This is a genomic window from Streptomyces sp. 2323.1 (assembly GCF_900221035.1).
Lineage (GTDB): Bacteria > Actinomycetota > Actinomycetes > Streptomycetales > Streptomycetaceae > Streptomyces > Streptomyces sioyaensis.
Map to the genome: position 1 here is coordinate 5,902,813 of NZ_LT907981.1, position 23,819 is coordinate 5,926,631.

Here is a 23,819-nt window from a genome sequence, read left to right on the forward strand (position 1 = left end):
TGGTTGCTCCAGAACATTGTGCGGCAAACCGGGAGCGTGTGGGATGGGCCACTGGTGGTACCGCAACATCGTCGAGCCGGGGAAGCTGCCGCTGCTGCTCGCCCTGGCCTCCTTCGTGCTGACCTTCCTCGTCACCCGCGTCATCACCCGGCTCATCCGCGCGGGCCGGGGACCGTTCCGCAACATCAGCCCGGGCGGCGTCCATGTGCACCATGTCGTGCCCGGCGTGGTGCTGATGGTCCTCGGCGGCTTCATCGCGCTCGCCGGCGGCCGGCGCGGCTTCGGTTCCGGTGTCGCGGCGGTGCTCTTCGGCATGGGAGTGGGCCTCGTCCTGGACGAGTTCGCGCTGATCCTGCATCTGGACGACGTGTACTGGACCGAGGAGGGGACCAAGAGCGTCGAGATCGTCCTCCTCACCGCCGCCCTGGTCGCCCTGATCCTCGGCGGCTTCCTGCCGTTCGGCGTCAACGAGGTGACTCCGGAGGAGTCGACGGACCGCTTCACCGTCGTACGGACCGTGGCGGTCAACTTCCTCTTCGTGCTCGTCGCGCTCGCCAAGGGCAAGGGCCGGATGGCGGTCATCGGCATCTTCGTGCCGTTCGTCGCGCTGTTCGGGGCGATCCGGCTGGCCCGGCCGCACTCGCTCTGGGCCCGGCGCCTGTACCGCAACCGGCCGAAGGCGCGGGCCCGTGCCCGGGTCCGCGCCGTCCGTCACGACCGCCGCTGGTCGGGGCTGCGCCGCAAGGTCGAGCAGTTCATCGGGGGTGCTCCCAGCCGCTGACGCGCTGGAAGCCCGGCGGTTTGTGCGGCTGCCACACCTCCTGCAGCAGACACACCGCCAGCACCACCAGGGCCGCCGCGACATGCTCCTTGCCCGCCAGGTTGTTCTTGATGAACACCACCTCGACGACCATCGAGGCCACCACCACGGCACAGGTGAACCACGCGCGATGGCGCCAGCACACGTACACCGCCAGCCCCACCACGGCCGCCGAAGGCCCGGTGTCGATCACGTACTTGTCCGAGTCGGGCAGCCCGATGGGGCTCTCCGGGCCGATCCAGATGCCGATCCGGGCGTACATCGTCCCGGCGAGCGTGGCCAGGTAGGCGACGCCCAGCGTCTGCCGCCAGCCCACACAGATCTCCGCGATCCCGAAGACCACCAGGATCTGCGCCAGCGCACCCCACACCGGAAGGTCCAGCGCGGGCACGAACAGCGACAGCGGGGTGCGCAGCAGCGCCACCCACAGGTGCTCCCAGGCCTGGACGGAGCCGATGTCCTGCACCGCCCGATAGCCCCAGGCCTGGTTCTGTACGAGCTGGAAGACCAGGGTCAGACAGACGGCGGCGAGCGTCACCGGAATCGCCCGCAGCCTCCGCGTGGCCAGCGCGGACCGCACCGTCCACAACAGCGGGCCCCACTCGGCGCGCGCGGCGCGGCGCAGGGCGGACGTCTCCCCGGGCCCCGGCGCAGGGACCTCCCGCCCCGCCCCGGCCTCGCTCATCTCACGTTCTCCAGGTGCTTGCGGTTCAGCCACTTGGGCAGTCCGGGTGCTTCCAGAAAACCTTCCGCACGGGCCGCGGCGATTCCGATCCGCAGCAAATCGGTGCTCTTTTCGAAGAGCAGGTACCGCGGCTCCCAGATGGGCCGGTATTTCGCATTGGCGCGATAGAGCGATTCAATCTGCCACCACCGGGAGAAGAAGCTGAGCAGTGAGCGCCACAGGCGCAGCACCGGGCCCGCGCCGAGCCGCGATCCACGTTCGAAGACGGAACGGAACATCGCGAAGTTCAGTGAGAGCTGCGTGATCTCCACCTCTTTCGCGCGCTGGATCAGCTCCAGCACCATGAACTCCATCAGCCCGTTCTCGGAGTTCCGCTCCCGCCGCATCAGATCCAGCGAAAGGCCCTTTGCGCCCCACGGGACGAAACTGAGCAGCGCCCGCAGTTCCCCGCCTTCCTCGCCGGCGCCGCCGTCGTAGCACTCCAGCATCACGCAGCGCCCGTCCCCGGGATCCCCGAGCCGGCCCAGCGCCATCGAGAAACCGCGCTCGGTCTCCCCGTCGCGCCAGTCGTCGGCCAGATGCAGCAGCCGGTCCATCTCCTCCGCGGGGATGTCCTCGTGCCGGCGGATCCGGACCGTGTAACCGGCCCGCTCGATGCGGTTGTAGGCCTGCCGTACGGTGCGCATCGCCCGCCCGGCCAGCGTGAACTCCGCGGTCTCCACGATCGCTTCGTCGCCGAGCTCCAGCGCGTCCAGCCCGTGCCGGGCGTAGATCGTGCCGCCCTCCTCGCTCGCGCCCATCACGGCCGGCGCCCAGCCGTGCTCCCGCGCCTCGGCCAGCCAGCCCTCGATGGCGCCGGGCCAGGCCTCGGGGTCGCCCAGCGGGTCCCCGGAGGCCAGCGACACCCCGCCCACCACGCGGTAGGTGACCGCGGCCTTGCCGCTGGGGGAGAACAGCACGCTCTTGTCGCGGCGCAGCGCGAAGTAGCCCAGCGAGTCACGGTCGCCGTGCCGCGCCAGCAGACCGCGCAGCCGCTCCTCGTCGTCCGCGGTGAGCGCCTCGGTGCGGCGTACGGAGCGGAACGCCGCCCACAGGACCGCGACCAGCAGCAGCGTGCTCAGCACATTGATCGCGACATTGACCCAGTTCGGGGTGGCGATCTCCGGGAACGCACGGTCGTCGGCGGCCAGCGACACCAGCCGCATCAGGCCGTAGCGCCAGCGCTGTACGAACGTCGAGGAACCGTCCGCGGTGTTGGTGACACTCACCAGCAGCGCCGCGAGCAGCGAGGTGACCAGCAGGCCGCCGGCCGCGACCGCCGCCGCCAGTTTCGGATTCGAGCGGTCGCCCTTGGCGTAGAACTCCCGGCGCCCGACCACCAATGCGGCGACGAACAGCACGGTCAGCCCCAGCGACACCCAGTTCTGCACAGGTGCGCGGAACTCCGGGACCGTGGCCATCCCGAGGGCGAACAGCAGCACCAGCAGACCGGAGAGCACCAGATTCAAAATCCACGCCGCCCGCTTGCGCCGCCGCAGGGTGACGGAGAGGAAGAGCGAGAAGGCGCCGGAGGCGAAGCCCGCCGTCAGCAGATACGGAGTGAAGAATTCCGCGATGTTGTGCCGACGGATGTCGTTGCCGAACGACACCCACACCGCACTCAGGAAATTGAGGAACGTGACCGTGCGCAGATACCAGATACCGAACCCGGCACCACGCTGTGACCATCGACCGCGCGGGCGGCCTTCATCCGGACTCAAGCGATGTCTCCCATAAAACGTGTAAAGCGCGATCTTATGGGGCGCACACCGGTGGTCCGGTACGGCAGGAAGCAGCGAGGCGCCCACGAGGGGCGCCTCTCCGGTCGCTTCGTACGGTGCCGGCCACGGTGGGCCGGTGCCGGGTCAGTCGCGCACGGGCAGCTCTGCCGCCAGGGCCGCGGCCGCCTGCACCAGTGGCAGGGCGAGCAGCGCCCCCGTCCCCTCGCCAGCAGTGACGCCATGGTCGAGCAAAGGGTTGAGCGCGATCCGGTCCAGCGCCTTCGCCTGCGCGGGCTCCCCGCTCGCCTGCCCGGCCACCCACCAGTCCGGCGCCCGGAACGCCACCCGCTGCGCCACCAGCGCACAGGCCGCCGAGACCACCCCGTCCAGGATCACCGGGGTGCGGCGCACCGCACTCTGCAGCAGAAAGCCGGTCATCGCGGTCAGATCCGCGCCGCCGACCGCGGCCAGCAGCTCCAGCTGGTCGCCGAGCACCGGACGGGCCCGCCGCAGCGCATCGCGGATCGCCGCGCACTTGCGCATCCACGCCAGATCGTCGATGGGGGCACCGCCGCGCCCGGTGACCACCGAGGCGTCCGTACCGCACAGCGCGGCGATCAGGGTGCTCGCGGCCGTCGTCCCGCCGACGCTCAGATCGCCCAGCACCACCAGATCGGTGCCGGCGTCCGCCTCCTCGTCCGCCAGGGCCATCCCGGCCCGGAACGCCGCCTCGGCCTCCTCGGCCGTCAGCGCGTCCTCGATGTCGATCCGCCCCGAACCGCGCCGCACCCGGTGCCGGGTGACCTCCTCGGGCAGCTCCTCGGGGTCGCAGTCCACCGCCAGATCGACCACCCGCAGCTGCGCCCCCACACCACGGGCCAACACCGCCGCCGGGCTCGTACCGTCCAGCACGGCCCGTACGAGATCCCTGGTGGACCCCGCCGGCCGGGCCGAGACGCCCAGCTGCGCCACCCCGTGATCGCCCGCGAACAGCAGCACCCGCGGCCGCTCGACGGGCCGTACCGGAACCTGCTGCTGCGCGGCGGCCAGCCACTCGCCCAGCTCGTCGAGGCGGCCGAGCGCCCCCGGCGGCACGGACAGGCGCGCCCGCCGCTCCTCGGCGGCACGGCGCACCCCGCCGTCGGGGCGCTCGATCAGGTGGGCGAAGTCATCGAGGTTCAGGGCGCTCATTGGGCGCAGATTACCGTCAACTCACCGCTGACGAGGCACGTCGGGGGGATCGGGCGGCCGCGAACCGCACCTCGCACACCAGGGGCGCCAGCGCCCGCACCGGGGCCCGCTGCCCGAGCCACGACGGCAGGCCGTACGCCGTCCACCGCCACGGCGGGCCCGCTGCCGGCACCGGCGCGACCTCGTGCACCGCGGCGATGCCCGGGTGCGCACCGGCCAGCCGCGGCAGTTGGCCGCGGTCCAGCCCCCAGCGCACCGGAGCCGCCCACCGGCCGCCGCCCGTCCCGGCCGCGGCCCGCCGGGCGAGGGCCGCGGTCAGCCGTGGCAGGGCGTCAAAAACCAGCGCACCACCGGGAAACCGCTCCGCACACGCCGCCAGCAGCGCCCGTACCGTCGCCGGCGGCAGCCGCATCAGCACCCCCGGCGCGGTGATGACGACCCCGTGCTGCGGCTCCTGCACCGCGTCCAGCCAGCCGTGGTCGCCCGCCGGGCAGGCGACCGTACGCCGCCGGGGCCCGTCCGGCAGCAGTATCCGGCGCACCGCGGCGGCCTCCGGCACCACCACCGTCAGCCAGGTCAGCCGCCCGTTGTCCAGCCGCCAGAAACCGGTGTCGAGGCCCTCCCCGAGTGCGACCACCGTCGCCTGCGGATGCCGCACCAGATAGGCCCGCACGGCCGCGTCGAAACGCCGCCCGCGCGCCCCCGGGTCCCGGGCGGGCGCCGCGGCACACCCGGCCGGCGCTTCGGTCTCGGTCCGCTCGGATTCGCTCACCGCTCAAGAGCACCGGCGCCGCGCCCCCAGGGCAAGCGGACACGGACCGCACCGGGCATCCGTCATCCACGCAGCGCAAGCGGACACGGTCCCACCCGGCATCCGTCATCCACGCAGCGCAAGCGCCTGGCCCGCGACGACCAGCAGCACCTGCTCGCACTCCGCGGCGAACGCCGCGTTCAGCCGCCCCAGTTCGTCGCGGAACCGGCGGCCCGCCGGGGTCGCCGGGACGACCCCGGAGCCGACCTCGTTGCTGACCGCCACCACCGGCCGCCGGGTCGCGCGCACCGCCGCCACCAGCGCATCGGCCCGCTCCCGCAGCGCCCGCCGGCCACCGGCCTCCCAGGTCGCGTCGTCCCACGCCCCGACCTCGTCCATGACATGCGTCAGCCACAGCGCCAGACAGTCGATGAGCAGCGGCGACGCATCGGGCGCCCGGCCGGTCCCGGCACCCGCGGCGGGCCCGGCGGCCTCCGCCCCCGGCCACCCGGCACCGGCGCCCTGACCCGCGGCTTCCGTACCCGGCGCCCGGGCTTCCTCCCCTGGTCCCCCGGCCTCGCTGCCCGGCGCCGCGACGTCCTTCCCCGACCTCCCGATCCCGGCCTCCAGGAGCGGCACCAGATCGCAGGTCTCGACCGTCCGCCAGCTGCTCGGGCGCCGCTCACGGTGCAGCGAGACCCGCTGTGCCCAGTCCTCGTCGCCGTCCCGGGTCCCCCCGGTGGCCACGTACACCACGTCCGGGAAGGCCGCGAGCCGCCGCTCCGCCTCCAGCGACTTCCCGCTGCGCGCCCCGCCCAGCACCAGCGTCCGCCGCGGCAGATCCGGCACCGCGTGATACTCGCCGACCACCAGCGAACTGCCGTCCGCCACCGCCCGGGCGCCCACCGCGGCCAGCCGGCGGTGCAGCTCGGGCCCCGGCGGCACGCCGTGGTCCACGTGCACCGCGACCACATCCGTCGCCGCGTCGACCAGGCCGCCCGCCCGCAGCCGGGCCAGCGCGTCCGGCCGCCCCAGCACGTCGAGCAGCACCAGGTCGTACGGCACCGCGCCGCCCTGGCCCCCGGCACCGCCGCCCGCCGCCCGGCCGGTGCCGTTGCCCAGCCCGGCCGGTGCCGCGCCCGGCGGCAGATACAGCAGTCGCTCGCCGTCGGCTCCGGAGATCTCGTAGCCGGTCCCCGGGCCGTCCACCGCGAGGGCCCGCACCCGGTGCCCGTCGAGCAGGGCCAGCTCCCGCCCGTCCGCGACCCGCCCCGGCTGCGGCAGCCCGGCGGGCACCTCCATCGCCGGGCCGTCGTGCGGATGCGAGAGCAGCACCTGCCGCACGCCCGCCAGCGACCGCCCGGCCCGGGCGGCCGCGAAGGCCGGCCCCGGCGTCAGATCGATCAGCAGCACGCCGTCGACGAGCAGCGCGGTCGCCGCCCGCGCCTCGTCGCCGACGGCGGTCGCGCAGGCGGCACACGGGCAGCCGGGCCGCGGCAGCCCCTGCGGGGCCCCGGTGCCGAGGAGAGTCACATCCACACCGCCGAGTTTCTCGCGTCCGGCCGCGGTGAGCGCGGCGGGGGCGGACTCGACACGGCCGTTAGGCTGCCGATCAGCACGGAATCATGGCACCGCGCAACGTGGCAGCACCCGTTCCGCGGTGGCACGGACTCGTACCCGGTGGGATCCAGGAGGCGGACATGGCGTGGACGTGGCGGTTCGAGACGGCGGACGGTGCGGAGGCGGCGCCCGCCGTACAGCCGGAGGAGTTCACCACGCAGGGCGACGCGGAGTCCTGGATCGGCGAGGAGTGGAAGGCCCTCCTCGAAGGCGGCGTCGACCAGGTCAGGCTCTTCGAGGACGGCACGGAGGTCTACGCGGGCCCGATGAGCCTGCACGCGGACGCCGAGGGCTGAGACCGCACACGCCGCGCGGCCGGACCCCACAGAGGGGCCGGCCGCGCGGCGTATCAGTCAGCACAAGAACTGGCCTTAGGGTCGCTGACCCCGCTTGACCTGAGGCTTCGGCAGCCGCAGCCGCCGCATCTGCAGCGTCCGCATCACCGCGTACGCCTTCACACCCTTGAGGTTCTCGTTCGGGAAGCGCTCCTGCAGCCGCTTGCTCAGCCGGAACCAGATCAGCACCGAGTCGAGCACGATCAGCACGATCAGCACCAGCCACAGCAGCAGCGCGATGCTCTGGATCGACGGCACCCGGATCATGGTGAGCACCAGGATCACCACGGCCATCGGCAGGAAGAACTCGGCGACGCACCAGCGGGAGTCGACATAGTCCCGCGCGAAGCGGCGCACCGGCCCCTTGTCGCGCGCCGGCAGATACCGCTCATCGCCGTTGGCCAGCGCCTCGCGCTGACGGGCCATGTCGGCACGGCGGGCCTCACGCTGGGCCTTGGCCGCGTCCTTGCGGTTGGCCGGCGTGTGCGCGCGGGAGCGGCGCTGGGACTGCGCGTCGTTGCGTTTGGGCGTCGGCCGGCCCTTGGGGGCCTGCGGATCGCGGGGCTGCTGGGGCTGGTCCGCGGTCACCTTGGCGGTCGCGGCCTGCTCATCCTTCGAACGGCTTCGGAACACAAAACCCAAGAGTACGTGCTCGCCGCGGTAGGGCCATGGTCCGACGGGCACGATCCGGCAACGGACCCCCTCCGACGGCCCCGCCGCACGGGGACCACCCACCCCGCTGACCGGGTCGGAGCGGACACCTACCGGGGCAGAGCGGACATCCCGCCGGTTGTCCGGACTCTCCCTACTCCCTGCGCGGGAGGCAGGGCGCCCGCGATCGTCCTGGAGGAGGAGCGCATCCGGGCGCGAACAGTGCGGTAATGGAACCAGGGCCCGTACTGTGGGGTCTGTAGATGTGCTGGAGCCTAAGCCCGGGGCGACCCGGGTCAGAAGGGGGCGCGCGAGGCCCATGAGCGATGGTGTCATGAAGCGGATGGGGATGATCTTCCGCGCGAAGGCCAACAAGGCCCTGGACCGGGCCGAAGACCCGCGCGAGACCCTCGACTACTCGTACCAGAAGCAGCTGGAGCTGCTGCAGAAGGTGCGCCGCGGGGTCGCCGACGTGGCGACCTCCCGCAAGCGCCTGGAGCTGCAGCTCAACCAGCTCCAGGGCCAGTCCGCCAAGCTGGAGGACCAGGGCCGCAAGGCGCTGGCGCTCGGCCGCGAGGACCTGGCCCGTGAGGCGCTGACCCGGCGCAGCGCGCTGCAGCAGCAGGTCACCGACCTGGAGACGCAGCACCAGACGCTGCAGGGCGAGGAGGAGAAGCTCACGCTCGCCGCCCAGCGCCTGCAGGCCAAGGTCGACGCCTTCCGTACCAAGAAGGAGACCATCAAGGCCACGTACACCGCCGCCCAGGCGCAGACCCGGATCGGCGAGGCCTTCTCCGGCATCTCCGAGGAGATGGGCGACGTCGGCATGGCCATCCAGCGCGCGGAGGACAAGACCGCGCAGCTGCAGGCCAGGGCCGGTGCCATCGACGAGCTGATGGCCTCCGGCGCGCTGGACGACCCGTCCGGCATGGCCAAGGACGACATCACCGCCGAGCTGGACCGGCTCTCCGGCGGCAGCGATGTCGAACTGGAGCTGCAGCGGATGAAGGCCGAACTCTCGGGCGGCTCGTCCGCCGGCCAGCAGGCCATCGAGAGCGGCCAGAACGGCGAGGCGAAGCCCGCCCCGCAGCAGGACCAGCCGCGTTTCGACAAGCAGTGACGGTCCGCGGCGGCTAGCCTCGCAAGGATCGTCGGACCGGACCAAGGGAGACCGTCGTGATCGTACGGATCATGGGGGAGGGCCAGGTGAAGCTGGACGACGCCCACTTCACCGAGCTCAACAAGCTGGACGATGAGCTGCTCGCCGAGATGGAGAGCGGCGACGAAGAAGGCTTCCGGCGCACCCTCGGCGCCCTGCTGGACGCGGTGCGCCGCCTGGGCACGCCGCTCCCCGACGACGCCCTCGAACCGTCCGCCCTCATCCTGCCGTCCCCGGAGGCCTCGCTCGACGAGGTCCGGGAGATGCTCAGCGACGACGGCCTGATCCCGGGCTGATCCCCGGCGGGCCCCCGCCCCGGTCACTCCGCTCCAGCGCACAGCACTCCAGCGCACAGCGCCCCGGTCCCCCCGAAGGGACCGGGGCGCTACCGTTTGCTCTTGTGAGCCTCCTCGATCCCCGCCCGGACCCGTCGCGCGCCGGCCGCTTCCAGTGGCACCGCACGCATCCGCGCGCATGGGACGCCGCCGTGGCCGTCGCCGTCTTCGGGTGCATCCTGTTCGGCGCGATGGCCGGTCCGCACGGCTCGCACGGCGAACGGTTCGTCCGCCACGAACTGTCCGCCACCGCCGTGGTGCTGGCCGCGCTGGCCTGCGCCGCCCTGGTCCTGCGCCGCCGGCTGCCGCGCACCGTCCTGGCCGCGACGGTCCTGCTCACCCTCGCCGAACTGCTCACCCGCACCGGCTCCCCGGGGGCCCCGGTGGCTGCCGCCACCGTGATCGCCCTGTACGGCCTGGCCTCCCGCACCGACCGCCCCACCACCTGGCGGGTGGGCGCGCTGACCGTCGTCGTGCTGACCGCCGCCGCGATGCTCTACGGGCCCCGCCCCTGGTACGCCCAGGAGAACATCGGGATATTCGCCTGGACGGGCATGGCCGCGGCGGCCGGTGACGCGGTCCGCAGCCGCCGCGCCTTCGTCGACGCCATACGGGAGCGCGCCGAACGCGCCGAGCGCACCCGCGACGAGGAGGCCCGGCGCCGGGTCGCCGAGGAGCGCCTGCGGATCGCCCGCGAGCTGCACGATGTCGTCGCCCACCACATCGCTCTGGTCAACGTCCAGGCCGGGGTCGCCTCGCACGTCATGGACAACCGCCCCGACCAGGCCAAGGAGGCGCTGGCGCACGTCCGCGAGGCGTCCCGCTCCGCGCTGGAGGAACTCCGCACCACCGTGGGGCTGCTGCGGCAGTCCGACGACCCGAAGGCACCGACCGAGCCGGCCCCGGGCCTGGGCGTCCTCGACCAGCTCGTCGACGGGTTCGTCCGCGCCGGGATCCCCGTCGACCTGGAGATCCCGCCGCTGCCGAGGCCGCTGCCCGCCTCCGCCGACCTCACCGCCTACCGTGTGGTCCAGGAAGCGCTGACCAACGTCCACAAGCACGCCGGGGAGGGCGCCCGTGCCACGGTACGGATCGTCCACACCGACACCGCGCTGACCGTGACCGTCCTGGACGACGGCGCCGGCCGGGCCGGCGTACCGCGCCAGAAGGGCGGCGAGCGGCCGGCCGCGGAGCCGGACGAGCCCGGCGGCGGCCACGGCCTGATCGGGATGCGCGAGCGGGTCTTCGCGCTGCGCGGCACCGTCGTGACCGGCCCCCGCGCGGCCGGCGGCTTCCAGGTGCGGGTGACCCTTCCACTGCAGACCGTCCGTACGGGGGAGACGACATGACGATCAAGGTGCTGCTCGCCGATGACCAGGCGCTGCTGCGCAGCGCGTTCCGGGTGCTGGTGGACTCCGAACCGGACATGCGGGTGGTGGGGGAGGCCTCCGACGGCGCCCGGGCGTACGAGCTGACCCGGGCCGAGCGCCCCGATGTCGTCCTGATGGACATCCGGATGCCCGGCGTCGACGGCCTGGCGGCCACCCGCATGATCAGCGAGGACCCCGACCTCACGGAGGTCCGGGTGGTCATCCTGACCACGTTCGAGGCCGACGATTATGTGGTGCAGTCGCTGCGCAACGGCGCCAGCGGCTTCCTCGGCAAGGGCGCCGAACCGGACGAGATGCTGCATGCCATCCGGATCGCGGCGGCCGGTGAGGCGCTGCTGTCACCGGTCGCGACCAAGGGGCTGATCGCCAAGTTCCTTGCGCAGGGCGGGAGTTCGGGTGACGGCGAGCGTACCGGGCGGGGCACCGAGCGGCTGGCGACGCTGACCGGCCGGGAGCGGGAGGTGCTGACGCTGGTGGCCGGCGGGCTGTCCAACGACGAGATCGCCGAACAGCTCGCGGTCAGCCCGCTCACCGTCAAGACGCACGTCAACCGCGCGATGGCCAAGCTCGGGGCCCGCGACCGCGCCCAGTTGGTGGTCATCGCCTACGAGTCCGGACTCGTACGCCCACGGGTGCAGTAAGGGTGGAGTAAAGGTACTCCGAACGCGGTACACCCCCCGGCCCGGAAACCGACCTGCGAGCGAGGAAAACCGGCCAGGGCATGCCGGAAGGTTGAGGTGGGCTGTAAAGGCCCCTGTCGTCGGGCCTGAGCAGGCCCCGCCGCCCTTTCGGAACAGAAGAGAGTTGACCCCACCATGTCCTGGCTGTCCCGCCTCAGCCTCGTACAACGGGGCCTGATAGCGCTGATGTCGATCGTGGCGATCGCTTTCGGCGCCATCGCGATCCCACAGCTCAAGCAGCAGCTCCTGCCCTCCATCGAACTCCCGATGGTGTCCGTCCTGGCGCCCTATCAGGGTGCCTCGCCCGACGTCGTCGAGAAGCAGGTGATCGAACCGCTCGAGGACGGCGTCCAGGGGGTCGACGGCATCAAGTCCGTCACCTCGACGTCGAGCGAGGGCTCGGGCGTCATCATGGCGCAGTTCGACTACGGCAATGACTCCAAGCGCCTGGTCGCCGACGTCCAGCAGGCCGTGAACCGGGCCCGCGCCAAGCTGCCCAAGGACGTCGACCCGCAGGTGGTGTCCGGCTCGACCGACGACATCCCCACCGTGGTCCTCGCCGTCTCCTCCGACTCCAAGGACCAGCAGACGCTGGCCGACCAGCTCAACCGCAGCGTCGTACCGGACCTGAAGAACATCGACGGCGTCAGCCAGGTCACCGTGGACGGCGTCCAGGACCGGATCGTCGCGGTCACCCCCGACGACAAGAAGCTCGCCGCGGCCGGGCTGAGCGCCCAGGCACTAGGTCAGGCGCTGCAGAACGGCGGCACGTCGGTGCCCGCCGGCTCGTTCGCCGAGGGCGGCAAGAGCAAGACCGTTCAGGTCGGCGCGGGCTTCACCTCCGTCGCACAGATCAAGGACCTGACCCTGGCCCCGTCCGCGGGCGGCGGCGCAGGTGCGGGTGCCTCCGCGGGCGGCGGCCCGTCGGCAGGTGGCGGAGCCGGAGCCGGAGCCGGTGCCGGTGCCTCCGCAGGCGGCGGTCCGGCTGCGGGCGGCGGACGTGCGGGCCAGCCGGTCCGCCTCGGCGATGTCGCCACCGTCAAGGAAGAGCAGGCCACCCCGACCTCCCTCACCCGCACCAACGGCAAGCCCAGCCTCGGTGTGAACGTGACGATGGACAAGGACGGCAGCGCCGTCGCCATCTCCGACGCGGTCAAGGACAAGCTCCCCAAGATCCGTAAGGACCTGGGCAAGGGCACCCACCTCACGGTCGCCTCCGACCAGGGCCCGCAGGTCTCCAAGTCGATCGACTCGCTGACCACCGAGGGCCTGCTCGGCCTCGCCATGGCGGTCATCGTCATCCTGGTCTTCCTGCTCAGCCTGCGCTCCACCCTGGTGACCGCGGTCTCCATCCCGCTCTCGGTCGTCATCACCCTGATCGTGCTGTGGACCGGTGACCTCTCCCTCAACATGCTCACCCTCGGCGCGCTGACCATCGCGATCGGCCGCGTCGTCGACGACTCCATCGTCGTCCTGGAGAACATCAAGCGGCACCTGGGCTACGGCGAGGAGCGGCGCGAGGCCATCCTCTCCGCCGTCAAGGAGGTCTCCGGAGCGATCACTTCGTCCACCCTCACCACGGTCGCGGTCTTCCTGCCGATCGGTGTGGTCGGCGGCATGATCGGCGCCCTGTTCGGCTCCTTCTCGCTGACGGTGACGGTTGCCCTGCTCTCCTCCCTGATCGTCTCCCTGACGGTCGTTCCGGTGCTGTCGTACTGGTTCCTGCGCGCCCCGAAGGTCCCCGAGGGCACCACCGTGGACGACCTGCGCCGCGCGGCGGAGGAGAAGGAGGCCAAGAGCCCCCTCCAGCGCCTGTACGTCCCGGTCCTGCGGTTCGCCACCCGCCGCCGGTTCACCAGCCTGGTCATCGCCGTGGTGATCCTTCTCGGCACCATGGGCATGGGCCCGCTGCTCAAGACCAACTTCCTCGACCAGGGCTCCCAGAACACCCTCACCCTCAAGCAGGAACTCAAGCCCGGCACCAGCCTGGACGCGGCCGACAAGCAGGCCAAGAAGGTCGAGAAGCTGCTCGGGTCCAACGACGACATCGCCGACTACCAGGTCACCGTCGGCTCGTCCGGCTTCATGGCGGCCTTCGGCGGCGGCACCGGCGCCAACCAGGCCTCCTACCAGCTCAAGCTGAAGGACTCCGCGGACTCCGGCAAGGTCACCGACGATCTGCGGGCCGGCCTCGACAAGCTCGGCCCGTCCATCGGCGACACCACCTTCAGCACCGGCGGCGGCATGGGCAACCAGGACCTGAGCGTGGTCGTCAAGGCCGGTGACGCCGGCGTCCTGAAGCAGGCCAACGAGCAGGTCCGCAAGGCGGTGGCCGGTCTCGACCACGTCACCGACGTCAAGAGCGACCTCTCCGAGAGCGTGCCGCGGATCTCGGTGAAGCCCAACGCCAAGGCGGCGGCGGCCGGTTACGACCAGACCACGCTCGGCGCGGCGGTGACCCAGGCGGTCCGCGGCACCGAGAGCGGCAAGGCCGTCCTGGACGACACCGAGCGGGACATCGTCATCAAGGCGGCCCACCCGGCCACCACCGAGGCCGACCTGAAGAACCTGGCCGTCCCGACCCCGTCCGGCCCGGCCAAGCTCAGCAGCCTCGCCACCGTCCGGACCGTCCCCGGCCCGGTCCAGATGACCCGGATCGACGGCGCCCGCTCGGCGACCGTCACCGCCAAGCCGACCGGCGACAACACCGGTGCGGTCAGCGCCGAGCTGCAGAAGAAGATCGATGCGCTGAAGCTGCCGGACGGTGCCACCGCGAAGATCGGCGGCGTCTCCCAGGACCAGTCCGACGCGTTCTCCTCGCTCGGCCTGGCCATGCTGGCGGCCATCGCCATCGTCTTCATGCTCCTGGTGGCCACCTTCCGCTCGCTGATCCAGCCGATGATCCTCCTCGTCTCGATCCCCTTCGCGGCCACCGGAGCGATCGGCCTGCTGGTCGCCACCGGCACCCCGCTGGGCGTCCCGGCGATGATCGGCATGCTGATGCTGATCGGCATCGTGGTCACCAACGCCATCGTGCTGATCGACCTCATCAACCAGTACCGGTCGCAGGGTTACGGCGTCGTGGAGGCGGTCATCGAGGGCGGCCGCCACCGCCTCCGCCCGATCCTGATGACCGCCCTCGCCACGATCATGGCGCTGCTCCCGATGGCGCTGTCCATCACGGGCGACGGCGGCTTCATATCCCAGCCGCTCGCCGTGGTCGTGATCGGCGGCCTGATCACCTCCACCCTCCTCACCCTCCTCCTCGTCCCGACGCTCTACGCAATGATCGAACTCCGCAAGGAGCGCCGAGCAAAGAAGAAGGCCACAAAGCGGAACGACACCTCCGGCCCGCAGGCCGGGAAGGACGACCGCACCCCGGAGCCGGCAACCGTCTGACGACGACGCGCCGGGCGAAGACACGATGCCCCCGCAGGCTGGTGCTTGCGGGGGCATCGCGTTGGGCGGTCCCCGTGCCCCGGCCCGTCCCGGCGCTGCGCCGGGACGGGCCGAACGGCAGGTCTAGCTCCGGCCCTTGAGGGAATCCACGAACGCCGTCCAGGCCGCGGCCGGGATGAGGAGGGCCGGGCCGTGGGGGTTCTTGCTGTCGCGGACGGGGACGAGTCCGGGGAAGTCGTCGGCGACCTCGACGCAGCTGCCCCCGTTGGTGTTGCTGTAGGTGCTCTTGCGCCAGCGGGCCGCGCTCAACTCGGTTATGTGTCGCATGGCTTGTAGACCTCCATGGCCTTTCGGATCAGCTCCGCTGACGCCGCCGGGGAGAGGGCGTTCGCACGCAACACCTCATAGCGGCGCCGCCACTTCTTCACGGCTTCCGGACCCTCGTGGAGATGCGCGGCCTCGATGCCCTCTTCGTAGGCGACGGCGGAGCCGTCGGGAAGTGTCAGCAGATTCAGCGCGCCGCCCATCAGCGGGTAGTGACCCAAGCAGAACGGCATGACCTGCACCATACTGTGGGGAGTATCCACCTGTTCGAGCAGCCAAGCCAGTTGTTTGTACATGCACTCCCTGCTGCCTGCCGGCCGCCGGAGCACAGCCTCGTCGAGGATCGCCCACCGATAGGGCCGGGAGTCCGAGTGCAAGCGCTCCTGGCGGGACAGCCGGGCGTTGACGCGCTCTTCGACCTGTTCCTTGGTCAAGTCCTCCTGACAGCCCAGCGACGCTCGCGCGTACTCCCTCGTCTGCAACAACCCAGGTACGGCCTGCGGCTCGTAGACCTCGATCACCTCAGCCCGGGCTTCGAAGTCCATGAAGCGCCGGTACTGATCCGGATGCGCTTCCTTCTTGGCCAGTTGGAACAGGCCGTGGAAGTACTCCTCCACACCGAACGCCGCGTCGAGCGCGGACGGCAGTTCCGGCGGAGGCATCAACTCCGCCGTTTCGACGCGCGCCAGCGTGCTCTTGCTGAAGTTGACGATGTCCGCCAGCTGCACCAGCGACAGCCGTGCGCGCTCGCGGTGGCGGCGCTGTTCGGAGCCGAAGTAGTGGCGGGCGGACAGGTAGGGGCTCAGTTCCTTCGAGGTGAACTTCATGTGCGTCAGCTCTCGGTCGTCCCGGGCTCAACAGGGGGACGGAGCACCCGCGTTGAGGCCATGTCCCACAGGGTGGCGGTGGCGATACACACGGTAATGAGGATGGCCGACGTGAAGGAAATGAGTCAGATGTTCGAGGGTTCGCCGCCCCGGCTGCTGCCGTGGACCAGGCCGGACGGCGCTCCGTGCTACCTCAGCACGGATGACCCCGACAGTCGCCTTTCCGTACTGGCCGACGTGGTCGAGGGTGAGCTGCTCGCGGCGGCCGAGGCCTTGCTGAACGAAACCGAGGTGCTGCCCGCCGGGCCAGGTGCGGACCTCCACGCGGCGCTGCGGGACGTGTTACGGATCGCGGTCAGCCGGGGCGACCGGCTGCCGGAGCCGTGCGACCACGGGGAGACCAGGCTGTGCGAGGGCCGGACCTGCTGCCGCGTCTGCCGACGGCAGCTCTATCTGTGACCCGCCGGCACCCACTCCGGCCTGCGCGCGGTGCGGCGTACGCATTCGGCGGTGCACCTCTCGCCGATCACCGGGAGTGCTGGTTTCGTGACGTGTGCTGCCGAACCGACGAAAGGTGACCGAGCGTGCCGTCCCTCCTGGCCCGCGGGGCCGCCCCCGTAACCGCTGCCGGACTCGTCCTGGCCCTGGCCCTCGCGGTCGCGCCGCCCGCCACCGCAGCCCCCGGCGACGTCCGGGTGCGCGTCGGCGTGACCGGCGGCTCCTACACCGCCAGCGTGGGACTCGTCCGGACGGGCCCGCGCACCCTCTTCGGTGGCTTCTACTGCGCCGCCGACGGCATCAGCCCCACGCCCCTGACGGCCCTGGTCGACGCCGACGAGATCTACGGCCTCGGCGGGGTGCAGGCGCGCTGGGACACCGCCACCCAGGACTATGTCGTCACCGAGATCCACGGCGACGCCGCGAGCGGCACCAAGAAGTGGAACGCGTACGTGAACGAGAAGAAGATCACGAAGGGTCCCTGCCACACCGCGATCAAGGGCGGCGACAAGGTCCGCTGGACGCTTGAGTAGCCGGTCCGGCGCAGGCCCCCACCGACGTTCCACTTTTCCCACAACGGGAGGGGGCGGGCCGGAGGGGCCTGGTGTGTGGACGTAAAGCGAAGCAGTCCACACACCAGGCCCCGGAGGTCCGTCACCGCACCCGACACCCACCTGGCCCGCCGCAGGCGCAACGGCGAGAAACACCCACGGCGGGAAAGCCGACAACGTGGGACCCACCCGACAACGTCGGCTACGGCAACGCCAGCATCCGCTCCAGCGCCAGCTTCGCGAAGCTCTCGGTCTCCTTGTCGACCTCGATGCGGTTGACGACCTTGCCGGCGGCGAGGGACTCCAGCGCCCACACCAGGTGGGGGAGGTCGATGCGGTTCATCGTCGAGCAGAAGCAGACCGTCTTGTCGAGGAAGACGATCTCCTTGTCCTCCGCGGCGAAGCGGTTCGCCAGCCGGCGGACGAGGTTCAGCTCGGTGCCGATGGCCCACTTCGAGCCGCGCGGGGCGGCCTCCAGGGCCTTGATGATGTACTCCGTCGAGCCGACCTGGTCCGCCGCCGCCACGACCTCGTGCTTGCACTCGGGGTGGACGAGGACGTTGACGTCGGGGATACGGGCCCGGACGTCGTTGACCGAGTCGAGCGAGAAGCGGCCGTGCACCGAGCAGTGGCCGCGCCACAGGATCATCTTCGCGGCGCGCAGCTGCTCGACGGTCAGGCCGCCGTTCGGCTTGTGCGGGTTGTAGACCACGCAGTCGTCCAGGGACATGCCAAGGTCACGGACGGCGGTGTTGCGGCCGAGGTGCTGGTCCGGCAGGAAGAGGACCTTGCTCGTCGCGGGGTCGCCCTGCGCGAAGGCCCAGTCCAGCGCCCGCTTGGCGTTGGAGGACGTGCAGATCGTGCCGCCGTGCTTGCCGGTGAAGGCCTTGATGTCGGCCGAGGAGTTCATGTACGAGACGGGCACCACCTGCTCGGCGATACCGGCCTCGGTGAGCTGGTCCCAGCACTCGGCGACCTGCTCGGCGGTGGCCATGTCGGCCATCGAGCAGCCGGCGGCCAGGTCGGGGAGGACGACCTGCTGGTCGTCGCCGGTGAGGATGTCGGCCGACTCCGCCATGAAGTGCACACCGCAGAAGACGATGTACTCGGCGTCCGGCCGGGCGGCGGCGTCCCGCGCGAGCTTGAAGGAGTCGCCGGTGACATCGGCGAACTCGATGACCTCGTCGCGCTGGTAGTGGTGCCCCAGGACGAAGACCCTGTCCCCGAGCTTCGCCTTGGCCGCGCGGGCGCGCTCGACGAGATCGGGGTCCGACGGAGCCGGCAGATCGCCGGGGCACTCCACGCCGCGCTCGCTCTTCGGGTCGGCCTCGCGGCCGAGGAGGAGCAGGGCCAGCGGGGTCGGCTGGACGTCCAGGGGCTGGGCGGTGGTCACAACACGCACCCTCTCTTTTCTGCAGACGGCTCTTGCACAAGCCTTTTCGTCTATTTGACGCTATCTATCATAGCTGCTTCACGTCACTTTGACGATGGCGCTTGTGTCGATGTGACGCATCAGCACCCCGCCGTGTGTGCTCGGCCACCTGTTCCTGTCCGCCGGTGTGCGAGCATGATGGGAGAACGATGTGAGAAGCCGCCCCCGGCGGTGTGCCGGAAGGCTTCTCGACATGTGGTGCCCAGCCGGAATTAATCCGGGACGTCGTTGGTTGCAACTGGTTGCATCCGATGACAAGCGGTCCGTACAACCCGGGAGAGATCTAGATGAGCGTTCAGGACGAGACCACCGTCAGCGACGGCATCATCCTGTCCGACGCGGCCGCGTCGAAGGTCAAGAGCCTGCTGGAGCAGGAAGGCCGGGACGACCTCGCGCTGCGGGTGGCCGTTCAGCCCGGCGGCTGCTCCGGACTGCGCTACCAGCTCTTCTTCGACGAGCGCTCGCTCGACGGCGATGTCGTCAAGGACTTCGACGGTGTCAAGGTCGTCACCGACCGGATGAGCGCCCCCTACCTGGGCGGTGCCTCCATCGACTTCGTCGACACCATCGAGAAGCAGGGCTTCACGATCGACAACCCGAACGCCACCGGCTCCTGCGCCTGCGGCGACTCCTTCAGCTAAGGAGCTCGGGCAGTACGTACGGAAGGCGGCGCCCCCCCCGAGTGGGGGAGCGCCGCCTTTCGTTGTTTCCGCCTCCGGGGGCCTCGGTGATTTCCGGCGCGTACGCCTCGCCCTGGAGGCCTGGAGGCCTGGAGGCCTGGAGGCCCGGAGGCCCGTGCACGCCCGCTACTGCTTGGGCACCGACTCGCCGGTCGAGACATCGACCACCTTCCGGCCGTCCAGCGGCTTCTCCAGCGTCACGGTCTTGGTGAACTCCTTGGCGATCTTCACGCAGATCTGGCCGGGCTTCTTGTCCTTGCCGACGACCTTGGTCCGCACGGCCGAGCCGGACTCCTCGGCACTCACCGAGTAGACGCTGCACACCCCGCCCCAGAAGTGCACCGTCAGCTTCTTGCCGCCGTCGCTCACGTCGTACGACTCCAGGGCCATCGCCCCGGGCTTCCCGGACGGCTTCTGCGGCTTCCCCGGGCCCTGCGAGGTGCTCCCGCCGTCCCGGTGGGCCAGGTACTTCGGGTGCACGGCCGGCTGCGCGACCGTCGAGGTGGCGTCCGGGCCGCTGCCGGCGCCCGGCTGGCGCACCGTGTACAGCCACGACGGCACCAGCGCCTGCCCGCCGTCCACGTACTGGACCGAGAGCCCGAAGGCCGCGCCGGTCACCTCGGACGGCTGCTGCGCCTTCGTCGGCGCCGGCTCGCACGGCGCGATCCCGCCGGCCTTGCCGTCCCTGGTGTCCTTCTTGCCGGGCGGTGAGGGGCAGCCGGCCGGCTTGCGGCCCTCGCCCGAGTTCAGTCGGTCCAGCGTCTTGTCGGCGTTCAGCACCGGATACTCCGCGCCCTTGACCGGCTTCGCGAACTGGCCGCTGCCGCCGACCACTTGACCGTCCGAGCCGACCTGCAGGTCGCTCTGCCAGCCGTACGTCGGCAGCCCGCCCAGCACCGGGTTCGTGGTGACGATCCGCACCGCACCGGACAGCCCGCCCGCATCGATCCTGGCGTCCTCCTGGCCGAGCGCCTTCAGCACCGGCCGCACCGCCTGCTTGGCCTTCTCCGGCGACACCGCGCCCTTGCCGCTGCTGTCGTCCTCGGTCGCGATGTCCCCGCCGCCGCGGTACGACGGACAGCCGGGCCGGCTCGACGCGGCGCCGCCGTCCCCGCCCTTGTCGCCCTTGGGGGAAGCGGGCAGCGCACAGTTGGTGCCGCCCGGGGTGCCGTACTGCGAGAACGTCCAGGAGCCCGAGCCGGTCTTGTTCACCTGGAGGACGGGGCCGCGGCCGTCCCGCGTCGGCCCGCCGACCTTCCAGGTGGTGCCCTCCGAGCGGACCTTTCCGGCCACATCCAGAGCCTTGGCCAGCCGCTCCACCGACTCCCGGCTGATCTCGCCCTTGGGGCGGTAGACCGGCGCCGCCGCCGGACCGCCGGGCAGCTTCTTCACCGCCCGGTACTTCGCACCCTGCGGATTGGGCTCACCGGCCGCTATCGAGCCGCCGGAGTAGCCGTCGAGCGCGAGGGGCGGCGGGTCGCCCTTGGCCGGGCCGGCCGCCCCGCTGCCGGACGTGGACGAGGCCCAGTACGCCGCGCCGCCCCCGGCCAGCAGCACCGCGGCGGCCACCGAAGCGACCACCGCCGGGGTGCGCCGCCTGCGCTCCGTGGGGTTCGGGCTGTCGTTGCTGTCCTCGGTGTTCACCGCATCGCTCCTTCGGCTCCGCTGAACATCTGACGTGCCATCCTCCGTGAGGGGACGCCGATGGGACGGAGCGGGGGTGGATGCGGTTCCCGCCGGGCGCAGTTCGGCCCCCGGCGGGCGGGCGGTCAGTCGCCGTACTCGGACATTCCGTCCACCAGGGCGGCGGAAGACGAGGGGACCTTGACGCCGTGCAGATCGGCGGCGCGCCCCGGTGCCGGCGCGGGACTCTGCCCGCTACTCCAGTGGCCCTTCATCCGCGCGCAGTCACCGCGCAGCTCGTCGAGCGACTCCGGGTCCTGCCGGGCGGGCGAGGCGTCGGGGGACGGTGTGACGGCTTTCACAGGCTTGGTCATAGCGGCACCGTACGCAGTCATAAACCGTGGAGAAAGACCTACTATTGGGTAGTTTCAGTAGCTCAAGTGTCCGGGATGACCGGGTGGCGTGCCACCCCGCCGGGTAGCGTTGCTTCACGTCCGCCCGCCCCTACGCCTTCCGCAGGAGCAGACCCGTCGTGCGTATCGCAGTCACCGGCTCCATCGCCACCGACCACCTGATGACCTTCCCCGGCCGCTTCGCCGATCAGTTGGTCGCCGACCAGCTGCATACGGTCTCCCTCTCGTTCCTGGTCGACCAGCTCGACGTCCGCCGCGGCGGCGTCGCCGCCAACATCTGCTTCGGCATGGGCCAGCTCGGCACCGAGCCGATCCTGGTCGGTGCCGCCGGCAACGACTTCGAGGAGTACCGCGCCTGGCTCGACCGCCACGGCGTCGACACCCGCTCCGTACGCATCTCCGAGGTGCTGCACACCGCCCGCTTCGTGTGCACCACCGACGCCGACCACAACCAGATCGGCTCCTTCTACACCGGCGCGATGAGCGAGGCCCGGCTGATCGAGCTGCAGCACGTCGCCGAGCGGGTCGACGGCCTGGACCTCGTCCTGATCGGCGCGGACGACCCCGAGGCGATGATCCGGCACACCGAGGAGTGCCGCAGCCGCGGTATTCCCTTCGGCGCCGACTTCTCCCAGCAGATCGCCCGCATGGACGGCGACGCCATCCGCACCCTCATGGAGGGCGCCGCCTACCTCTTCTCCAACGAGTACGAGAAGGGCCTGATCGAGTCCAAGACCGGCTGGACCGACGAGGAGATCCTCGCCAAGGTCAACACCCGCGTCACCACCCTCGGCGCCAGCGGCGTCCGCATCGAGCGGGTCGGCGAGCCGACGATCGAGGTCGGCGTGCCGGAGGAGAAGGTCAAGGCCGATCCGACCGGCGTCGGCGACGCCTTCCGCGCCGGCTTCCTGTCCGGCCTGGCCTGGGGCGTCGGCCTGGAGCGCGCCGCGCAGGTCGGCTGCATGCTGGCGACCCTGGTCATCGAGACCGTCGGCACCCAGGAGTACGAGCTGCACCGCAGCCACTTCATGGACCGCTTCACCAAGGCCTACGGCCACGAGGCCGCGAACGAGGTCCAGCAGCACCTGGCCTGAACCACCGCGTCAGGCGCGGCGCCGCACGACATACGCGGCGCCGCGCCCGGCCGCCCGCTCACCCACGTACTCCTGGTCACGCATGGTGCACCAGGCGGGGATGTCCTGCCGGGCGGCCTCGTCGTCGGAGAGCACCGTCACCGTCTGGCCGACCGGCACCTCGCCGATCACCTTCGCGAGCTCGATCACCGGGATCGGGCAGCGCTTGCCCAGCGCATCGACGACCAGCCCGGCCGCCTCGGCGGGCTCCGCGGCCGGTGCCGCCGGGGCCGTCTGCGGGGCCCCGCCGGCCGTCGTCGGCCCCTCCTCGCCGCCCGCCGCCGGGACGCCCAGCCGCTCCCGCACCGAGCGCACCACCTGCGGCAGCACCTCCAGGAAGCGCTCCACCTCCGCCTCGGCCGTGCCGTACGGCAGCGAGATCCGGACATTTCCCTCGGACAGCACCCCCATCGCCCGCAGCACATGGCTCGGCGTCAGGGTGCTGGACGTACAGGACGAGCCGGACGACACCGAGAAGCCCGCCCGGTCCAGCTCGTGCAGCAGGGTCTCCCCGTCGACATAGAGACAGGAGAAGGTGACGAGATGCGGCAGGCGGCGCACCGGGTCGCCGACCACCTCCACGTCCGGCACCAGCTCCGGCACCCGTGCGCGGATCCGGTCCACCAGGAGCCGCAGCCGCGCCGCTTCCCCCTCCGTCCCCGGGTCCGCCCGCAACGCGCGCAGGGAAGCCGCGGCAGCCACGATCGCCGGGAGGTTCTCGAAGCCCGGGCTGCGGCCCGACTCCCGCTCGTCCGCCGGGCCCTGGGGCGCGAACCGGGTCCCCTTGCGGACCACGAGCAGCCCCACACCGGGCGGGCCGCCCCACTTGTGGGCGCTCGCCGCCAGCAGCGACCAGGGACCGGGCACCGGCCCCCACGGCAGCGACTGGGCGGCGTCCACCAGCAGCGGCACCCCCGCCTCCCGGCAGAGCTCCGCCACCTCGTCGACCGGCTGCTCGGTCCCCACCTCGTGGTTCGCGGACTGGAGGCAGACCAGCGCGGTGTCCGTACCGAGCGCGGCGGCCACCTCGCCGGCCGCCACCCGGCCCGTACGGTCCACCGGCAGCTCCGCCCGGCTCCCGCCGGCCGCCTCATGGACCTCGGCGGCATGCAGCACCGAGGAGTGCTCGACGGCGGAGTGCAGCAGCCGGCGGCCGGCCCGCCGACGGGCCGCCAGCGCGCCGGACACTCCCGTATGCACCGCCTGTGTCCCCGAAGGGGTGAAAACCAATTCGTCCGGGCGGCAGCCCACCGCCTCGGCCGCGGCCTCCCGGGCGGCGTCCAGCAGCAGCCGGGCGCGCCGTCCCTCGCGATAGAGGCGGGCCGGGTCGGCCCACCCTTCGTCGAGCGAGGCGAGGAGTGCCTCGCGGGCGACGGGGTGCAGCGGGGCGGTCGAGGCCGCGTCGAAGTAGGGCACGTAACGACGGTAGAACACCGGCCGCGGGCGGCGCGCGGCCTCGGTCCGGCGGCGGGCGGGGCGGCCGGCCGGGCGCGGACGAAGCGGCGCGGGTACGGTGCCGGGCATGGCGTCAGATGCCTGGTGGAAGCGGGTATTCGGGGGT

23 protein-coding genes are annotated in these 23,819 nt (G+C 71.7%); 11 read left to right on the forward strand and 12 right to left on the reverse strand.

The window, feature by feature from the left end; genetic code table 11:
- The first annotated feature begins 43 nt into the window (after positions 1-43).
- Positions 44-781 (forward strand): hypothetical protein, encoded by a 738-nt coding sequence (locus CPH93_RS25395; RefSeq protein ID WP_093482798.1) that lies wholly within the window; start codon positions 44-46, stop codon positions 779-781.
- Here the strand turns inward: CPH93_RS25395 and CPH93_RS35900 are convergent.
- From CPH93_RS35900 to CPH93_RS36955, 5 genes are all read right to left on the reverse strand, one after another.
- Positions 756-1,505 (reverse strand): hypothetical protein, encoded by a 750-nt coding sequence (locus CPH93_RS35900; RefSeq protein ID WP_159395055.1) that lies wholly within the window; start codon positions 1,503-1,505, stop codon positions 756-758. The genes CPH93_RS25395 and CPH93_RS35900 overlap by 26 nt on opposite strands.
- The gene (locus CPH93_RS25405; protein WP_093482797.1) at positions 1,502-3,265 is read right to left on the reverse strand and encodes a phosphatidylglycerol lysyltransferase domain-containing protein; all 1,764 of its coding nucleotides are present in this window, start codon (positions 3,263-3,265) and stop codon (positions 1,502-1,504) included. Before CPH93_RS25405 ends, CPH93_RS35900 begins: the two co-directional genes overlap by 4 nt.
- 144 nt (positions 3,266-3,409) lie before the next feature.
- Positions 3,410-4,456, reverse strand: a complete 1,047-nt coding sequence (gene cobT, locus CPH93_RS25410) for a nicotinate-nucleotide--dimethylbenzimidazole phosphoribosyltransferase (protein ID WP_093482796.1) — start codon at positions 4,454-4,456, stop codon at positions 3,410-3,412.
- Between the two features lie 16 nt (positions 4,457-4,472).
- Positions 4,473-5,228, reverse strand: a complete 756-nt coding sequence (locus CPH93_RS25415; protein ID WP_096214190.1) for a class I SAM-dependent methyltransferase — start codon at positions 5,226-5,228, stop codon at positions 4,473-4,475.
- Positions 5,229-5,333: 105 nt separating this feature from the next.
- Entirely contained in the window at positions 5,334-6,746 is a 1,413-nt protein-coding gene (locus CPH93_RS36955; RefSeq protein ID WP_231976957.1) for a bifunctional adenosylcobinamide kinase/adenosylcobinamide-phosphate guanylyltransferase, read from the reverse strand.
- 161 nt (positions 6,747-6,907) lie between these two features.
- Here CPH93_RS36955 and CPH93_RS25430 point away from each other — a divergent pair, with 161 nt between their 5' ends.
- Positions 6,908-7,123: a hypothetical protein gene (locus tag CPH93_RS25430; RefSeq protein WP_093482794.1), complete on the forward strand. Its 216-nt coding sequence runs from the start codon at positions 6,908-6,910 to the stop codon at positions 7,121-7,123.
- Between the two features lie 75 nt (positions 7,124-7,198).
- Here CPH93_RS25430 and CPH93_RS25435 read toward each other — a convergent pair whose 3' ends face one another.
- Complete coding sequence (locus tag CPH93_RS25435; RefSeq protein WP_006606069.1) at positions 7,199-7,795, reverse strand: DUF3043 domain-containing protein; 597 nt, start codon at positions 7,793-7,795, stop codon at positions 7,199-7,201.
- Positions 7,796-8,147: 352 nt separating this feature from the next.
- Here CPH93_RS25435 and CPH93_RS25440 point away from each other — a divergent pair, with 352 nt between their 5' ends.
- The 5 genes from CPH93_RS25440 to CPH93_RS25460 all read left to right on the forward strand — a co-directional run bounded on the left by CPH93_RS25440 (position 8,148) and on the right by CPH93_RS25460 (position 14,777).
- A complete protein-coding gene (locus CPH93_RS25440; RefSeq protein WP_040899421.1) occupies positions 8,148-8,933 on the forward strand; it encodes a PspA/IM30 family protein in 786 nt (261 codons plus the stop codon).
- A 56-nt stretch (positions 8,934-8,989) separates the two neighbouring features.
- Positions 8,990-9,268 carry a PspA-associated protein PspAA gene (gene pspAA / locus CPH93_RS25445; protein WP_006606071.1) on the forward strand — a complete coding sequence of 93 codons (279 nt, stop codon included), beginning with the start codon at positions 8,990-8,992 and terminating at the stop codon, positions 9,266-9,268.
- Positions 9,269-9,372: 104 nt separating this feature from the next.
- Positions 9,373-10,656: a sensor histidine kinase gene (locus tag CPH93_RS25450; protein ID WP_093482793.1), complete on the forward strand. Its 1,284-nt coding sequence runs from the start codon at positions 9,373-9,375 to the stop codon at positions 10,654-10,656.
- Positions 10,653-11,339: a response regulator gene (locus tag CPH93_RS25455; RefSeq protein WP_093648865.1), complete on the forward strand. Its 687-nt coding sequence runs from the start codon at positions 10,653-10,655 to the stop codon at positions 11,337-11,339. Before CPH93_RS25450 ends, CPH93_RS25455 begins: the two co-directional genes overlap by 4 nt.
- Before the next feature lie 174 nt (positions 11,340-11,513).
- Positions 11,514-14,777 carry an efflux RND transporter permease subunit gene (locus CPH93_RS25460; protein ID WP_096214191.1) on the forward strand — a complete coding sequence of 1,088 codons (3,264 nt, stop codon included), beginning with the start codon at positions 11,514-11,516 and terminating at the stop codon, positions 14,775-14,777.
- A gap of 123 nt (positions 14,778-14,900) precedes the next feature.
- Here the strand turns inward: CPH93_RS25460 and CPH93_RS25465 are convergent, their stop codons facing one another.
- Both CPH93_RS25465 and CPH93_RS25470 read right to left on the reverse strand, forming a co-directional pair.
- Positions 14,901-15,104 (reverse strand): DUF397 domain-containing protein, encoded by a 204-nt coding sequence (locus CPH93_RS25465; protein WP_096214192.1) that lies wholly within the window; start codon positions 15,102-15,104, stop codon positions 14,901-14,903.
- Positions 15,092-15,928 carry a helix-turn-helix domain-containing protein gene (locus tag CPH93_RS25470; RefSeq protein WP_096214193.1) on the reverse strand — a complete coding sequence of 279 codons (837 nt, stop codon included), beginning with the start codon at positions 15,926-15,928 and terminating at the stop codon, positions 15,092-15,094. The genes CPH93_RS25465 and CPH93_RS25470 overlap by 13 nt, the downstream gene beginning before the upstream one ends.
- A gap of 120 nt (positions 15,929-16,048) precedes the next feature.
- Between CPH93_RS25470 and CPH93_RS25475 the strand changes: the two genes are divergently transcribed.
- Both CPH93_RS25475 and CPH93_RS25480 read left to right on the forward strand, forming a co-directional pair.
- The gene (locus CPH93_RS25475; RefSeq protein ID WP_231977478.1) at positions 16,049-16,387 is read left to right on the forward strand and encodes a hypothetical protein; all 339 of its coding nucleotides are present in this window, start codon (positions 16,049-16,051) and stop codon (positions 16,385-16,387) included.
- A 125-nt stretch (positions 16,388-16,512) separates the two neighbouring features.
- Complete coding sequence (locus CPH93_RS25480; RefSeq protein ID WP_096214194.1) at positions 16,513-16,959, forward strand: hypothetical protein; 447 nt, start codon at positions 16,513-16,515, stop codon at positions 16,957-16,959.
- A 220-nt stretch (positions 16,960-17,179) separates the two neighbouring features.
- Here CPH93_RS25480 and nadA read toward each other — a convergent pair whose 3' ends face one another.
- Positions 17,180-18,379 carry a quinolinate synthase NadA gene (gene nadA / locus CPH93_RS25485; protein WP_093648860.1) on the reverse strand — a complete coding sequence of 400 codons (1,200 nt, stop codon included), beginning with the start codon at positions 18,377-18,379 and terminating at the stop codon, positions 17,180-17,182.
- Between the two features lie 317 nt (positions 18,380-18,696).
- Here nadA and erpA point away from each other — a divergent pair, with 317 nt between their 5' ends.
- Positions 18,697-19,050, forward strand: coding sequence for an iron-sulfur cluster insertion protein ErpA (erpA, locus tag CPH93_RS25490; RefSeq protein WP_006606077.1), 354 nt, complete (start codon positions 18,697-18,699; stop codon positions 19,048-19,050).
- A gap of 165 nt (positions 19,051-19,215) precedes the next feature.
- Here the strand turns inward: erpA and CPH93_RS25495 are convergent, their stop codons facing one another.
- Positions 19,216-20,733, reverse strand: a complete 1,518-nt coding sequence (locus tag CPH93_RS25495) for a hypothetical protein (protein WP_096214195.1) — start codon at positions 20,731-20,733, stop codon at positions 19,216-19,218.
- A 125-nt stretch (positions 20,734-20,858) separates the two neighbouring features.
- Positions 20,859-21,086: a hypothetical protein gene (locus CPH93_RS25500; RefSeq protein WP_093482784.1), complete on the reverse strand. Its 228-nt coding sequence runs from the start codon at positions 21,084-21,086 to the stop codon at positions 20,859-20,861.
- Positions 21,087-21,244: 158 nt separating this feature from the next.
- Between CPH93_RS25500 and CPH93_RS25505 the strand changes: the two genes are divergently transcribed.
- Positions 21,245-22,219 (forward strand): carbohydrate kinase family protein, encoded by a 975-nt coding sequence (locus CPH93_RS25505; protein ID WP_096214196.1) that lies wholly within the window; start codon positions 21,245-21,247, stop codon positions 22,217-22,219.
- A 9-nt stretch (positions 22,220-22,228) separates the two neighbouring features.
- Here CPH93_RS25505 and CPH93_RS25510 read toward each other — a convergent pair whose 3' ends face one another.
- On the reverse strand, positions 22,229-23,674 hold the full coding sequence (locus tag CPH93_RS25510; RefSeq protein ID WP_096215593.1) for a cysteine desulfurase/sulfurtransferase TusA family protein: 1,446 nt from the start codon (positions 23,672-23,674) through the stop codon (positions 22,229-22,231).
- Positions 23,675-23,819 lie beyond the last annotated feature (145 nt).

Coding starts and splice junctions, on each gene's coding strand:
- CPH93_RS25455 (WP_093648865.1), top strand. CDS start 10,653: ATGACGATCAAGGTGCTGCTCGCCGATGACCAGGCGCTGCTGCGCAGC.
- CPH93_RS25395 (WP_093482798.1), top strand. CDS start 44: ATGGGCCACTGGTGGTACCGCAACATCGTCGAGCCGGGGAAGCTGCCG.
- CPH93_RS25440 (WP_040899421.1), top strand. CDS start 8,148: ATGAAGCGGATGGGGATGATCTTCCGCGCGAAGGCCAACAAGGCCCTG.
- CPH93_RS25500 (WP_093482784.1), bottom strand. CDS start 21,086: ATGACCAAGCCTGTGAAAGCCGTCACACCGTCCCCCGACGCCTCGCCC.
- erpA (WP_006606077.1), top strand. CDS start 18,697: ATGAGCGTTCAGGACGAGACCACCGTCAGCGACGGCATCATCCTGTCC.
- CPH93_RS25470 (WP_096214193.1), bottom strand. CDS start 15,928: ATGAAGTTCACCTCGAAGGAACTGAGCCCCTACCTGTCCGCCCGCCAC.
- CPH93_RS25430 (WP_093482794.1), top strand. CDS start 6,908: ATGGCGTGGACGTGGCGGTTCGAGACGGCGGACGGTGCGGAGGCGGCG.
- CPH93_RS25475 (WP_231977478.1), top strand. CDS start 16,049: ATGAGTCAGATGTTCGAGGGTTCGCCGCCCCGGCTGCTGCCGTGGACC.
- CPH93_RS25460 (WP_096214191.1), top strand. CDS start 11,514: ATGTCCTGGCTGTCCCGCCTCAGCCTCGTACAACGGGGCCTGATAGCG.
- CPH93_RS35900 (WP_159395055.1), bottom strand. CDS start 1,505: ATGAGCGAGGCCGGGGCGGGGCGGGAGGTCCCTGCGCCGGGGCCCGGG.
- CPH93_RS25465 (WP_096214192.1), bottom strand. CDS start 15,104: ATGCGACACATAACCGAGTTGAGCGCGGCCCGCTGGCGCAAGAGCACC.
- cobT (WP_093482796.1), bottom strand. CDS start 4,456: ATGAGCGCCCTGAACCTCGATGACTTCGCCCACCTGATCGAGCGCCCC.